Annotated in this window: 14 protein-coding genes; 3 read left to right on the top strand and 11 right to left on the bottom strand. The window is 63.7% G+C overall.

The features are described from left to right. Positions 1 to 38 precede the first annotated feature (38 nt). The 7 genes from QQS38_RS16000 to QQS38_RS15970 all read right to left on the bottom strand — a co-directional run bounded on the left by QQS38_RS16000 (position 39) and on the right by QQS38_RS15970 (position 5,648). Entirely contained in the window at positions 39 to 713 is a 675-nt protein-coding gene (locus QQS38_RS16000; RefSeq protein ID WP_479646350.1) for a DUF2894 domain-containing protein, read from the bottom strand. After that, positions 706 to 1,350 carry an OmpA family protein gene (locus QQS38_RS15995; RefSeq protein ID WP_479646349.1) on the bottom strand — a complete coding sequence of 215 codons (645 nt, stop codon included), beginning with the start codon at positions 1,348 to 1,350 and terminating at the stop codon, positions 706 to 708. Before QQS38_RS15995 ends, QQS38_RS16000 begins: the two co-directional genes overlap by 8 nt. Further along, positions 1,347 to 3,443, bottom strand: coding sequence for a DUF802 domain-containing protein (locus QQS38_RS15990; protein ID WP_479646348.1), 2,097 nt, complete (start codon positions 3,441 to 3,443; stop codon positions 1,347 to 1,349). The genes QQS38_RS15995 and QQS38_RS15990 overlap by 4 nt, the downstream gene beginning before the upstream one ends. Before the next feature lie 14 nt (positions 3,444 to 3,457). Then, positions 3,458 to 4,213 (bottom strand): DUF3348 domain-containing protein, encoded by a 756-nt coding sequence (locus tag QQS38_RS15985; RefSeq protein WP_479646347.1) that lies wholly within the window; start codon positions 4,211 to 4,213, stop codon positions 3,458 to 3,460. Positions 4,214 to 4,491: 278 nt separating this feature from the next. Beyond that, positions 4,492 to 4,707, bottom strand: coding sequence for a hypothetical protein (locus QQS38_RS15980; RefSeq protein WP_479646346.1), 216 nt, complete (start codon positions 4,705 to 4,707; stop codon positions 4,492 to 4,494). A 111-nt stretch (positions 4,708 to 4,818) separates the two neighbouring features. Beyond that, positions 4,819 to 5,085, bottom strand: a complete 267-nt coding sequence (infA, locus tag QQS38_RS15975; protein WP_277428344.1) for a translation initiation factor IF-1 — start codon at positions 5,083 to 5,085, stop codon at positions 4,819 to 4,821. A gap of 359 nt (positions 5,086 to 5,444) precedes the next feature. After that, complete coding sequence (locus tag QQS38_RS15970; protein ID WP_277428343.1) at positions 5,445 to 5,648, bottom strand: cold-shock protein; 204 nt, start codon at positions 5,646 to 5,648, stop codon at positions 5,445 to 5,447. A gap of 576 nt (positions 5,649 to 6,224) precedes the next feature. On the opposite strand from QQS38_RS15970, the gene QQS38_RS15965 reads away from it, so the two are divergent. Both QQS38_RS15965 and rpsU read left to right on the top strand, forming a co-directional pair. Then, positions 6,225 to 6,500 carry a hypothetical protein gene (locus QQS38_RS15965; protein ID WP_479646345.1) on the top strand — a complete coding sequence of 92 codons (276 nt, stop codon included), beginning with the start codon at positions 6,225 to 6,227 and terminating at the stop codon, positions 6,498 to 6,500. Positions 6,501 to 6,622: 122 nt separating this feature from the next. Further along, positions 6,623 to 6,835, top strand: a complete 213-nt coding sequence (rpsU, locus tag QQS38_RS15960; protein WP_277428341.1) for a 30S ribosomal protein S21 — start codon at positions 6,623 to 6,625, stop codon at positions 6,833 to 6,835. 105 nt (positions 6,836 to 6,940) lie between these two features. Here the strand turns inward: rpsU and QQS38_RS15955 are convergent, their stop codons facing one another. From QQS38_RS15955 to QQS38_RS15940, 4 genes are read right to left on the bottom strand one after another with little or no spacing between them, the layout of a single operon-like run. Next, positions 6,941 to 7,582: a response regulator gene (locus QQS38_RS15955; RefSeq protein WP_479646344.1), complete on the bottom strand. Its 642-nt coding sequence runs from the start codon at positions 7,580 to 7,582 to the stop codon at positions 6,941 to 6,943. Then, on the bottom strand, positions 7,572 to 9,044 hold the full coding sequence (locus QQS38_RS15950) for a sensor histidine kinase (RefSeq protein ID WP_479646343.1): 1,473 nt from the start codon (positions 9,042 to 9,044) through the stop codon (positions 7,572 to 7,574). The genes QQS38_RS15955 and QQS38_RS15950 overlap by 11 nt, the downstream gene beginning before the upstream one ends. A gap of 40 nt (positions 9,045 to 9,084) precedes the next feature. Further along, positions 9,085 to 9,501: a response regulator gene (locus QQS38_RS15945; RefSeq protein WP_479646342.1), complete on the bottom strand. Its 417-nt coding sequence runs from the start codon at positions 9,499 to 9,501 to the stop codon at positions 9,085 to 9,087. Then, positions 9,498 to 10,973: a sensor histidine kinase gene (locus tag QQS38_RS15940; RefSeq protein ID WP_479646341.1), complete on the bottom strand. Its 1,476-nt coding sequence runs from the start codon at positions 10,971 to 10,973 to the stop codon at positions 9,498 to 9,500. Before QQS38_RS15940 ends, QQS38_RS15945 begins: the two co-directional genes overlap by 4 nt. Positions 10,974 to 11,299: 326 nt before the next feature. On the opposite strand from QQS38_RS15940, the gene QQS38_RS15935 reads away from it, so the two are divergent. Beyond that, positions 11,300 to 12,574 (top strand): oxygen-independent coproporphyrinogen III oxidase, encoded by a 1,275-nt coding sequence (locus QQS38_RS15935; RefSeq protein ID WP_479646340.1) that lies wholly within the window; start codon positions 11,300 to 11,302, stop codon positions 12,572 to 12,574. Positions 12,575 to 12,640: the final 66 nt, after the last annotated feature.

Genomic DNA, 12,640 nt, shown 5'->3' with positions numbered 1-12,640 from the left:
GCGCTCGTGAGTTCGCCGCACAGGGGATGCCGCGCTCGCTAGCCGCCCCTGCTGCCGCTGCGGCGGCGCTTCCTGGCAGGCGTCTCGCCCCCTTTCTCCGCGCGCGGCGCTTGCTTGCTCGCCGTCACGGCGCCGCCCATCGATTCGAGGCACGACAAGGCGTCGACATACGAGAGAAATTGCTGCAGATACCCCGGAGAGAGGTCGTGCATCAGCGACAGGGCGCGATGCACGAGGCTGCTCGAATTGAGCGGACCTGCGTTTCCGGGTACCTGCGCGAGCGATTGCCGCAACTGCTTCCGTGCGCTGATGCCGGACCATAGTGCCCGTAACTCATCGAGCATCGGCAGCTCTGGGTACGACGATGCCCCAGGCGCGGCACGCTCGGGCGCCTGGCTGTCGCTGCGCGCCTGCGCGTGGCTTGCGAGTGCGTCGGTCAGCACGGCAAGCCGGCCGCGCGCGGGTTTGCACCCGGATAATGCCGTCGCATCATGGAGGGAGGGCGACGCCGCCGCCCGCTCGATCTCGCGCCGATATGCTTCCAGCAATGCGGACAGCTTGTTGTCGATGAGATGGCGGACTTCGCCGCTGCGGTTTGCCGCACGCCGCGCCAATGCCTCGATGAAACGAAAGCGGACCGGGTCGATGCGGTCGGCGCCTTGCGCGCGCCATGCGTCGAGCACCGCCTGCGCTTGCATTGCGCCGCTACTCATGGCGTGCCGTCGCGGTGGATGGCTTCGGCACGGGCGCGATTTCCACGCGCCGGTTTTTGGCGCGCCCCGCATCGTCGGCGTTCGAGCTGACCGGCTGCTGCGAGCCGAATGCGGCCGCGAATACCGACGAGGCGGGCACGCCCTCATCGATCAAAGTGCGCGTCACCGTCAGCGCGCGCTGCGCGGACAGCTCCCAATTGTCGGCGAAGCGCCGGTTGCCGTCGCGCACCTGCCGGTCGTCGGTAAAGCCGCTCACCATCAGAATCTCATCGCGGGCTTGTAGATAGTTCGACAGTGGTCCGGCCAGGCTTTTCAGCAGTTCGCGGCCCTCCGGTTGCAATCGATCGGAATTGAGCGCGAACAGCACGCTGCCGTTGATGCCGATGCGCCCGTTCACGAGCGTCACGCGTCCGGCCGCGAGCGGGCCGGCCAGTGCATGCTCGAGCGCTTCGCGGCGCTGGGTTTCCATTTGCCGCTGTTTGACTTCGTGTTCGAGCCGGGACGAAAGCTCCAATTGTGCGCCGACGACGCACACGAGGATCAGCATGAAGGCGCCCAGCAAGACCGACATCAGATCGCCGAAGGCGGCCCATACCGGCACCGCGTGCGACAGGGCGTCGTCGATCTCTTCGCTCATGCCGCTTTCGCTCCGGCTAACGCGCGCTGTCCGGCGAGCTGTTGCAAGTCTTCGATGATCTGCTTCTGCGACATCACGCTCAGATCGACGACTTCTCTCGCTTGCGCCACATAGTAGGCAAGCTGTTCGTCGCTGCGAGCAAGCGACTTGTCGAGCGCGGCCTCGATACGTTGCAGGTGCGTCACGAGTTCGGTGTTGGACTCGCCGAACAGTTGCACGGCCATGCCGAACGCCTCGCCCAAGCTCGCTACTTCCACGGCGCTGCCGGCGACTTGGGCCGCGACGGCGCCTAGTTTTGCGGTTTCGGTATCGACCTTGTCGGCGAAGTGCGCGCCGACCCGGTCGAGCAGCCCAGCCGACGTGGCAACCAGCGCATCGACGGCCGACCGTTGCTCGGTGCTGGCGTGATTGACGGCGCCGAGCAGCGTTTCCAGTGTTTCGAGCAAACGGCTGCGTTCTTCGAGCATCGCGGTGTCGCGCACCATGCTCTCGGAGAGCTTCTGGCGCAATTCGGCGACGACTTCGGCCGCGGCCCGCGGAGCTTGTGCGGCGGCGTCCACGAGCCGGGCGACCTCGGCAATCGTCTCGCCGGTATGCGCCTGCATGTTGGCCGAAATGTCGCGCGCGGTCTGCGCCAACGCATCGCAGATTTCCTGCTGGCGCTCGGCCGTGCGCACTCCGGCCCGTTCCCATTGCCGACTCAACTCGGCCGCCATCGAGCCGAGCGTCTCGGCCCACGCTGCCACGCGCCGTTCGTCCTGAGACGCCAATTGCGCTTGCAACTGGGCATGCGATTGATCGACGGCGTGCAGCAAGCCTGCGCCATGTTGCTCGAAGGTCGCCGCGGCGGCGGCCAAGGCTTCCCGGTTGCGCTCGGCTAGCGTTTCGTTGACACGTTCCTGGTGCGTGAGCGCTTCCGTCCACGCGCCCGAGAGACGGCCTGCCGTGGCGTCCAAGCGTTCGGCGACGTCTTGCACCAGGTTGGCCGAGCGTTGCTCGAAGGTTTCGGTGAAGCGTGAGAGCGAGTGCGTCAGGTGTTGCGAGAGCGATTCGTTCGAGTGCCGATGAGCGGCCAGTGCATCGTTCCAGATACCCGCCACTTTCTGCGTCGATGTCTCGAACCCGGTTGCGAGCCCCGCAAGCTGTCGCTCCACCGCTTGCATGACGGCGCGATGCAACGAGGCACTTTCTTGCGCAAGCCCCGCCATCGTGGCTTCGACGACGGGTTGCAACGCCGCGCCCGCGGCCCGCGCGCTATCGGTGACGGTGCGCTTCAACGATTGTTCGACGGACGAAGCCAAACGCACGTAGGCCGTTTCGACATCGCGGTGAAAGGCGTCCTGGCTGGCAAGTTGTCGTGCGTTCGAGGCCGAGCTCTGTTGCTCGATGGTGACCATCATCGTCTGTAGACGGTCGATCAACGCGGGCATCATCTCGGCTTGACGCTGCAACAGCTTGAACGATTCCTCGCGCCGATGCGCGGGCGAAAACGCGCGCAACGTCGTGGCGATTTTGGTATCGAGCGCGCGGCCCGCTTCCATCCGCTCCCGCCGGCACAACGCGCTGAGCAAGCCGAGCATGGCGGAGGCGGCCACGCCTGCGATCGAGGTGCCGAACGCAAAGCCCAGCCCTCTGACCGGCGCGGCGAGCGAAGCGCGTATCGCTTGGATGTCCGCCGCGCTCTCCAGCGCCATTCCGGTGCCGCGCAATGTTGCCGCCATCCCCAGCAGCGTGCCGAGCATGCCCAACAGCACGAGCAGTCCGACGAGGTACGGCGTGAGTGCCGGGCCGGGCAGCCCCGCACGCTCGCCCTCGATACGCAAGCGCACCGCGTTGCGCAAGCTCGGATGCAATGAGTCGAGGCAGGCGCCGAGGCTGGCAGGCGGTTCGGACAGGCCGGCGACGGTGCGCGTCAATGTATCGGTGGCTTGGCTGTAGCGTCGCAGTTCCGATGCGCCGACGATGTAACACACGCCTACCAGCAGCGTGGCGGCAAGCGCCAGCGGGTTGGAGGCGACATAGCCGGCGCCGACCCAACAAACGACGGCAAGACCCGCCACGAACACGATGAGGTTGATCAGATGTCTGGGCATAGTGAGCCAGTTAGCTAGCTAGTGCGAAGTGCGGCGAGCAATGCTTCGATCGGTTGAAAACGGACTTCCATCTCGGCGAGCAAAACGTTTTGCACGTCCTTGCGCAATGCATCGAGCCACGCGTGCGGTGCGATGCACGGCCCGTCGCCCGAGGTATCGGCCGGGGCGCCGGTTGCCGCGCCGGCCGGCGCTTCTTGCGCGGCCTGGCGCAAACGCTCGAAATACCCCGCGAGCAACAGCGGCACATTCGCGAGCAGCGTTTGCTCGCGCGGCGCGAGTGCGCGCTCCATGACGGCGTCCACCATCGCCAGTCGCGCCATGGCAGGCGTTGCGGCAGCCAATGTCACGCGCAGGCGTTCGCGCAGGTTGCCGATCGCCGTTCCCATCTCCCGCTGCAGGAGCTGATATCGCTGGCGAAACGACGCGTAATCGACCGGAGCGTCGAGCGTAGCGGGGGCGCTCGTGTTGGAGCGCCCCCGCGTGGACGTGGCGAATACGCTGTCGTGGGCGATGGCGCGCGTTAACGTGGCGCGCACGCGAGCGGCGTCGTCCGCGGCCGCCGCGGCGTCGCCGCTCGGGCCGGGGGCGATGACCGGTGGATTGCCGTTCAGCGCGGTGGACAGCTTGATCGCGTCGGTCCAGTCGAGCCACTGGCTCAGCCGGTCCGGCAAAGCGGGACGGGCGTCGGGAACATCGGCAACTGTCAGTCGCGCAAGTAAGCGAATCAGGGTCGGGCCACTTATGGCTGTGCGCTGAGGGGCTTGCACCATACGACGAAAGTCAAAAGAGTCGAAGTTTACACGCTGACGGGACCGGACTGCCTCTGAGACCTGCACCCGGTGCGTTTTTGCAACCCGCGCGATCGGCGGCTCTGTGACGCGTGCTCCCGTCATGGTGGAGCGAGAGGTGTTTGAAACGGCTGGCTCGCCTGGCGCGGCTAACGTGGCATGCGCGGGCAGACGATATAGGTGCGAGGTGGGGTTGCCGACGAACCGTTCCGGTTCACCGATGATGTGGCGCCAGAAGAACCGAGAACGCGGCTGGGGGATCAGCCCCGGTTATCGATCCACTCGCGAGCCCAGCGGCTCGAGTAATGCAAGGCGGCTTCTTTGCTGCCGAAATATTCCAACGAGTAGAACTCGTAGGTACTGGCTTCATCGTCGGCCCCGCGAAGCACGAGGTTCGAGGAAAAACTGCCGTCAGCCAGACGATGGGCGGAAGGGGAAATCGCGTAACCGCGATAATGGTTGGTGAGTGATTGCATAAATGAATAAAGTGTTTGGGCGCATGGTAGTCAAGGGTTCCCGTCGAACGATAGGGTTACGTTCGAACATGATCTGGGCGGGAACGTGGCTCGCGCCGCGTCCCGCGTCCATCAACGCCGGTTGAAACGTGTTCGCGATGCGGCGGTCGTTGCCCGCTCGTCTTTGTGCCGATAGTTGATACGGCCTTTGGTGAGGTCGTACATCGACAACTCGAGCCTGACGCGATCGCCCGCGAGAATGCGGATGTGGTTCTTGCGCAAGCGTCCAGAGGCATAGGCGGCGACGATGGCGCCGTTCTCGAGCGTCACGCGATAACGGCTATCAGGCAGCACTTCATCGACGACGCCGTCCAATTCCAACAATTCTTCTTTTGCCATTGAGGCCTCCGGTTACTGCGTAGATTGAATGGTGGGACGCGCATCGCGCAACCAATCCTGCCGCGTAGCGGCAACCGGCTGATGCGCACAATGTTGAAAGCACGACGAGAGACGCACGAACGCGAAACGGCGGCTGCGATGCCACGAAGCGGCGAGGCCGCCTAGCATCACGACACCGGTGCATCCTTCCGGCTTGCGCATGGACGGACGCCAGCCGTGAAGCGTGGCAATGAGCGATGAAGCGGGGGAATGCGTTGCAGACGACCTGCCGGCGCGCGATTGCGCCGGCAGGCCGGAGACGATGGATGCGTTGCCGCCGATCGTCTCCGTCGCGCCCCAGGAGGAGGTGCGCAGGCGAATCAGAGGGGCTTGATGTTCGACGCTTGCAGACCCTTCGGGCCTTGCTTCGTCTCGAAGCTGACGCGCTGGCCTTCGACGAGCGTGCGGAAGCCGTCGGCGCGAATTTCCGAGAAATGCGCGAACAGGTCGTCCTTGCCGCTGTCAGGCGAAATAAAACCAAAACCCTTGCTGTCGTTGAACCACTTGACGATACCGGTATCCATGAAAATCCTTCAATGAAGACAAATGAACAGATGCGCCGCTAAGCGTGCGCGAAAAAAAGAATCAAGGAGGGAGAGGACAACGAGTACCGCAGTACGTGCGGCCAATGATGAGCAACAATCGCGCTTCTTGAAGACTTGAGTGACGGAATGTACGTGCTGCCGGGGGATCGGTCAAGCGATTTCTCTGGGGCGGGGCGATTTCGGCCGTCGGTGCGGCGGATGGGTTGGGCGCGATGATTTCATGGGGACGGCGTGCGATCGCTTGTCCCATATGGAACGGAGGGTGCGGGGCGCCCCATTTTTCACGCCGTTTCGTAGCAGGGGGCGTTGCGAGCCGAGGGAAAATATAAATCCGCGGCTCGCGCCGGGGCTGTGCGACCGGAGTATGATGGTCTGCGACCGGGTTCGAAGCTCACCTCCCCGCTCACAGGCCGCATCGATCGCTACTTGTTGGCACGCGCGTTCTCGCCGTCGATAGTTCGACCTCCCCCTCGTCCTTAGCCTGCCTCGGCGCCTGCGCGCCGGCAGCCGCTCACCATCGACGGCATCACTTTCAATGATTGCCAGGAGTCTGCCATGAGCATGCACGTGTACCGCGGCTTTGAAATCTACCCTTTGATCTACTGTCATTCGGAAACGACGGCCGGATCGAGTCGTAACTACGACAGCGGTTTCGACGCCGCCGTGAGAATTTGTCTGCGAGATGCCGATACGACCTCGGTCTTCAGCGATACGTTCAAGCTGAACGACAGTGCGCCCTTTCTGAGCACGGGCGCCGCGCGCCGCGCTTCGGTCGCGTTCGGCCAAGCCATCATCGACGAGCACAACGGCGAAAACTGGATGCAGTCGTAACGGCAGCCGAGCCGCGGCGGCGGCCCGCGCGAGGCGGCGTCGGCGATAAGCTTCGTTCGCTTGCGCAACAGGGCGCGATGCGCAGTGCGCCGGCATCCCACGAGATTTTCTAGAAGGTACCTATGACCAAAATCGTTTTGAAATTGAATGAACCCGTTGAAGTCGCACTTCGGCGCTTTCGCAGAGAAATCCAGAAAACCGGTTTGATTCAGGAGTTGAGGGCGCGTTGCGCCTATGAGAAGCCGACGTCCGAGCGCAAACGGAAACTGGCGAGCGCGGTGTCCCGGCAGCGAGCGCGGCTCAAACGGCAGACGCCGCCGCGCAAGATGTACTAACGGTACGCCGCGCGAACGACTCGGCCGCCGGCCGTTGGCCGTTCGCGCCAAGCTGGACGAGCGCAGCGGCGGCCCGTGGCGGCCCACCGCGGCTAGGCCGCGACGTTAATTCAACAGCCCGTTCTCGAGCGCATAGCGCGTCAACTCGGCGTTGCTGCCCAGGTGCATTTTGTCGAGAATGCGCGAGCGGTAAGTCGTAACGGTCTTCGGGCTCAGATGCAGTTGCTCGCCGATGTTGACGAGGCTTTCGCCGCGTGCGAGCAACTTGAGCACCTCCAATTCGCGATCGGACAGGACTTCGTGCGAGGACGGCGGCTGGCCGCTCATCGCGCTGGCAAACTTTTCCGCAAGCGACGGGCTCACGTACTTGCCCCCGTTCGAAGCCTTGCGCACGGCCTCGACGAGCGTGGCCGCCGAGCTGTCCTTGGTCAGGTACCCTGCCGCGCCCAGTTTGAGCGCCCGCATGGCGTAGATGTCTTCCGCGTATGTGCTGAGGATCAAGACCGCCAGTTGCGGATGCGCGGCGCGGAGCGTTTTGAGCAGGTCGAGCCCGTTCTTTCCGGGTAGCGCGATGTCCACGAGCGCCACGTCGAACCGTTGCGCATCCACCGCGCGAACGGCTTCCTGCGCCGACGCCGCCTCACCCGTCACTTCGATGTCGCTCGCGGAGCTCAGCATGAGCCGCACGCCGTTGCGCACCACCGTGTGATCGTCGACGAGCAAGACTTTGATGGTTTCAATGCCCATGTATATTCCCCATCGGCACCCTCAGCTCGACCGTGGTGCCTTGTCCCGCGCGCCCCGATATCGTCAAGCTGCCGCCGAAATGCCGGGCCCGTTCATGCATGCCGAGGATGCCCCATGTTTGGCCGCGGGCGGAATCCTCGCCGGCGAACCCCATGCCGTCGTCTTTGATTTCCACCACGAATTCGCCGTCGTGCGCTTCGGCGCGCACCGATACGCACGAGGCGCCCGCATGCCGTACGACGTTCGTCAGCGCCTCTTGCACGACTCGGAACAGCATCGTGCTGAGGTCGGCGTCGATGGCGAACGTCGATAAAGCCGTGTCGATCGAGCAGTCGCAAATGAGATCGGAGCGCGTCTGTATCTGGTTGGCGTACCACCTCATGGCCTCCCACACGCCCAACTGATCCAAGACGCTCGGCCGCAAATCCGTGATGACCCGGCGCACGGCTCCCAGGGCTTCCTCCGCCAAGCGGGTTGCGTCCACGAGCAGCGGATCGGCCGTTCCTCCCGCTTGGATCGAGCGTTCCACGGAGACCGAGACATACGCCTTGATGCCGGTCAAAAGACTGCCGAGTTCGTCGTGGATTTCTTGCGCGATGCGCTTGCGCTCGTTTTCTTTGATGTTCTCCTGGTGCGCCGCGAGCGAGCGCAGCTCGGCTTGCGATTGCTGCAACGTTTCCTGGGCGAGCTTGCTCTGCGTGATGTCGAGCAAGATGCCTTGCACGGGTGGATGGTCCGAACCGTCATGGATCGTCTGCGCTTCGTCGCGCACCCACAGGATCTCGCGATCCTTCGCGAACAAGCGGTATTCGATGCTGAGCGCCGCGCCGCTCGCCCGGCTGAGCGCGACGGCTTCTTGCACGCGCCGACGATCGTCGGGGTGGACATGAGCTTCGTGAAACGACGGCCCGAGCACCCATTCGTCGGCGGTGTATCCGAGCATGGCGATTTGCGGGCTGACGTACTCGAGCCGGCCGTGCTCGGACGACCAAATATAGGTAATGGCGGGGATTTGCTCGACCAGCGTGCGAAATTTCGCTTCCGCTTCGCGTTTGGCTTCGATCAGCCGCTGAGCGTTCAGCATCCGTTCGATGGCCGCCGGTACTTGCTCGAGGTAGCGCCGGTCCGCGTCCTTCGTCAGATAGTCCCGCGCCCCGCGGCGCATCAATTCCACCGCCAGCGCTGCATTGCTGCCGCCGGTCAGGACCATGACAGGGATGGCGACTTCGCCGTCGTCGCCCGCCAGGGCGGCCAGGAATTCGAGACCGGTGTGATCGGGCAGGTTGTAGTCGAGCAAGATGCAATCGGGCCGCTGCTCCATCGCCAATTGGAGCCCTTGCTCTCCCGTCTCCGCTTCGAACACCACGTACCGGCGTGCGGAATCGGCGGCCAAGGCGCGTTTGCACGCCATGCGATCGACGAGATCGTCTTCCACGAGCAGGATTCGAGTTTCTCGCGACACGGTCAGGCCTTCGTGCGGATCGAGGGAGGGCGGCGCGCGATCATCCCGGTAGCTCGCTGAGCGACCAGTAGACGTCGATCGAGCGCATGACATCGACGAAGTGCCGGTAATCGACGGGTTTGGCCATGTAACCGGCCACGCTGAAATTGAAGCTGTTGATCTTGTCTTCCTGTTCCTTGGACGTCGTAAGCACGATCACAGGGATGCGTCGCAGGTTTTCGTCGGCCTTGATGATCTCCAAAAATTCGATGCCGCTCATGACGGGCATATTCAGGTCGAGCAGAATGATGCACGGCAAGGCGTTGCTCGGATCGCGCAGGTAGTCGATCGCCATCTCGCCGTTTTCCTGGCGAACGACCGGGTTCGTGACGCGGATCTCTTTGAATGCCCGCTGTATCGTCATGACATCCACGTCGTCGTCTTCCACGACCAGGATGGGTTGATTCATTATCTTCATGCTTTGTTCTCCATCGACATGGCGGGGGTGTGCTGGGGCAGCGTGAAAAAGAAGGTGCTTCCGGCACCCACCACCGACTCCAGCCACACATGCCCGCCGTACATTTCCACGATTTTTTTCACGAGCGCCAAACCAACGCCCGTGCTTTCGACTTGATCGCGAGGGGTCAGCGTTTGGAACAGCTGAAAGATGCGCTCGAAGTGCCGTTGTTCGATGCCGGGCCCGTTATCCGCCACGGAAAACCGATAGGCGCGCTCTTGCTTGACCCACTCGATTCGGATTTGGCCGGCCGGCTTATCCATGTATTTGATCGAATTCGATAATAGATTCTGAAAAACTTGTTGGATTCGCGTTTTATCCGCAAGCACGGTGGGCAAGGGTCGCGTGACGATGATTTCGACGTTCGAGGGGGGCGCGAGCAGGTCGACGACCTCGCGCACCAACGCGTTCAGATCCACCCAAGTCGAAGTCTCCTTGATTCGGCCCGCGCGGGAATATTCGAGAATCCCGTCGATCAGCGCGCTCATGCGGTGGACGCGGCGTATCAGCAAGCGCATATGCTCGCGGCCTTCGGCATCGAATTTATCGGCGTAGTCGTGCGACAACCAATCGGCCAGCGACCCGATGCCGCGCAACGGCGCTTTCAAGTCGTGCGATACGACGTACGCGAAGTTGGTCAGCTCTTCGTTCGCCGTCGTGATTTCCTGCATCAAGACGCGTTGCCGCTCTTCGCTTTCCTTGCGCTCGGTGATGTCGCGCACGACGGCTGCGAGCATCCGGTGATTGCCCAGCCGAAACTTCGAAAGCGACAGCTCGACCGGCAGTTCGGAGCCGTCCGCGCGCCGCCCGGCCAGCTCGCGGCGGGCGCCATTGGTCAATGTGTCATCCGATAACGTGCCCGACAGCGCCGGCATCAACAGCGCGATGTTTTGTCCGATCAGGGCTTCGCGCTTGTAGCCGAAAAGCTGCTCCGTGCGTGGATTGACACTCTCGATCGCGCCCGTGTCGTGCAGCGTGATGATCGCGTCGGCCGCCGTATCCACGACGGCGCGCATGCGCGCCTCGCTGTCGAGCACGGCTTGCTCCGCGCGCTTGCGAAGCGAGACGTCGTGAATGGTCGCCATGACGAGCCGCAACCCGCGATCGGTCTCGAGCGGCGACAAGCTCACTTCGATCGGGATCTCGGCGCCGTCGCTGCGCTGGCCGCGCAGCTCCATGCCCACGCCCATCGGACGCGCCCGCAGTTGCGAAAAGAAGTTCGTGCGCTCCGTGACATGTGCGGAACGGAATCGCTCGGGCATCAGCATCTCGAGCATCTGCCCGTTCAAGCCCTGTTTCGGATAGCCGAACAGGCGTTCGGCGGGCGGGTTCGCAAGCGCGATTCGACCGTCCGGATCGACGATGATCAGTGCGTCGGCCGCCGAACTGAGGAGCCAATCCAATGTTTGGCCTTCCAGGATGTGATTTTTCATCTCGGCGATTCTGTGATGTCCGGTTTCCTGTATCGAGACCCGTGCGGGACGTGCGCGCCGCGCCCCGGACGATTCGCGCAGAAATGCGGCGGATGGGCGATCGGGGCAGCCGGCGTAGCGCCAATGTTACCAGCGCCGAGGCATCGCCTCCTCGGCCGCGCGCTGCCTCCGGGGAGGAGTGTGAATGACGGGTGCTTGACCCAGGTCACATTAGAAGGCGTCGTGGCGCGGCAAGATAGAGACCCGAGCATCAGGAAAGATAGGCGCGGCCTGCTGTTGCGCATGCATGCCGCTGGAATCGCGCCGCGCCGAGCAAGGCAACTCTCATGGAAGGCACGCACTTTTGTTATCCCGCACCCCAATGGTATGCGCAGGCGCTCGGCGCTTCCTGTGTCGAATCTTGGGTCAAGGCCAGCCGTCAGCCGTATTGGTACCGGCCAGCCGCATTGGCGGTTCTCGCCCCGCTCGACCGGCAGCGCGGTGGGGATCGCGCGCGCACCGGCGCCTATGACACCGTTCGCGCCGTCCAGTTGCGGCGCGAGATGGTGCTGTTTGCGCGCGAGCACGGCGTGTGCGCAGGCGTGGCGGAGGTGTATTGGTCCGCCGGCGTGACCGCGTTGTCCGAGCACGCGTTGCGGGCGGTCCATCATGCGGTCACGGAATGTTTCGACGTGGAGGCGGGCGCCGCGTTCACGGCCTGCGTCGCGGCGTCGCGGCCGCCGCACCCGGAGATCTTGAGCGCGCTGCGCGAGTTCGGCGTCACCACGTTGCATGCCGGCATCGACGCAAAGGACCCCCATCAGGGGGATGCGATCGAGCCGTTCATGGCCGCAGCGCGTAACGGCGGCTTTCGTTCCATTGCCGTGGAAGTGCCCATCGTGGCCGCGGATGCCTCCGTACGAAGTGCGCGGGCCTGGGTGGAGACCCTGCTGGCGTGCCGGCCGAGCCGCATCTTGTTGAGCGCGGGCGGCGGGGAGCAAGCGGCCGGCGGATATCGGAGCACGGCCGATATAGAAGCTCGCCTGCAGCAGATTCGGCGAGAGACGTTTGCCCGACTCATCGCGGCCGGCTACGAGTACGTGGCGCACGACGCTTTTGCCCTGCGCTCCGATGAATGGGTCGGCGCCAAGCGCATTGCGGCGCTCACGCCGCGGCCTTATGGCTATTCGACTCGAATGACGTACGCATCCATCGGGATCGGCCAAGGGGCGATCGGAAACGTCGGGCCGATGCAATACCAGAACTGCCGGGACGCGGGTGCGTATGCGCAGATGCTTACGCGTGGCGTATTGCCGGTGGAGCGCGGGCTGCTCTGCACGCCGGACGATTTAGTGCGACGCACGATCATGGCCGGTCTGCTCGCGAATTTTTCGGTGGACATCGAATCGATCGAGGAGTGCTACGACATCGACTTCCATATGACCTTCCGTCGCGAACTGGCGGCGCTCGAGCCGCTCGCGCGCAAGGGCTATGTAGAGCTCGACGCCAAGCGCCTCTTTTTGACTCCGGTAGGGCGTTTCGCCTGCGGCCATGTGGCGGACGCTTTCGATCGTTATCTAAGGCAGCTCGAGCAGGCGCGCTGGGAGCCGGAGGAGCCCTGAACCGTCGCCGAAGGTGTAGGGGATCACCTACATAACGCGACATGGATCGCCGATATGCTCGGCGCT

It is taken from the genome of Trinickia sp. Z7 (assembly GCF_056498045.1).
Note: the sequence above shows the minus strand (reverse complement) of the source record. Positions and strands in the feature narration are given on the sequence as shown.

Coding starts and splice junctions, on each gene's coding strand:
- QQS38_RS15940 (WP_479646341.1), bottom strand. CDS start 10,973: ATGAAAAATCACATCCTGGAAGGCCAAACATTGGATTGGCTCCTCAGT.
- QQS38_RS16000 (WP_479646350.1), bottom strand. CDS start 713: ATGAGTAGCGGCGCAATGCAAGCGCAGGCGGTGCTCGACGCATGGCGC.
- QQS38_RS15965 (WP_479646345.1), top strand. CDS start 6,225: ATGAGCATGCACGTGTACCGCGGCTTTGAAATCTACCCTTTGATCTAC.
- QQS38_RS15935 (WP_479646340.1), top strand. CDS start 11,300: ATGGAAGGCACGCACTTTTGTTATCCCGCACCCCAATGGTATGCGCAG.
- rpsU (WP_277428341.1), top strand. CDS start 6,623: ATGACCAAAATCGTTTTGAAATTGAATGAACCCGTTGAAGTCGCACTT.
- QQS38_RS15955 (WP_479646344.1), bottom strand. CDS start 7,582: ATGGGCATTGAAACCATCAAAGTCTTGCTCGTCGACGATCACACGGTG.
- QQS38_RS15970 (WP_277428343.1), bottom strand. CDS start 5,648: ATGGATACCGGTATCGTCAAGTGGTTCAACGACAGCAAGGGTTTTGGT.
- QQS38_RS15995 (WP_479646349.1), bottom strand. CDS start 1,350: ATGAGCGAAGAGATCGACGACGCCCTGTCGCACGCGGTGCCGGTATGG.
- QQS38_RS15980 (WP_479646346.1), bottom strand. CDS start 4,707: ATGCAATCACTCACCAACCATTATCGCGGTTACGCGATTTCCCCTTCC.
- QQS38_RS15945 (WP_479646342.1), bottom strand. CDS start 9,501: ATGAAGATAATGAATCAACCCATCCTGGTCGTGGAAGACGACGACGTG.
- QQS38_RS15990 (WP_479646348.1), bottom strand. CDS start 3,443: ATGCCCAGACATCTGATCAACCTCATCGTGTTCGTGGCGGGTCTTGCC.
- QQS38_RS15985 (WP_479646347.1), bottom strand. CDS start 4,213: ATGGTGCAAGCCCCTCAGCGCACAGCCATAAGTGGCCCGACCCTGATT.
- infA (WP_277428344.1), bottom strand. CDS start 5,085: ATGGCAAAAGAAGAATTGTTGGAATTGGACGGCGTCGTCGATGAAGTG.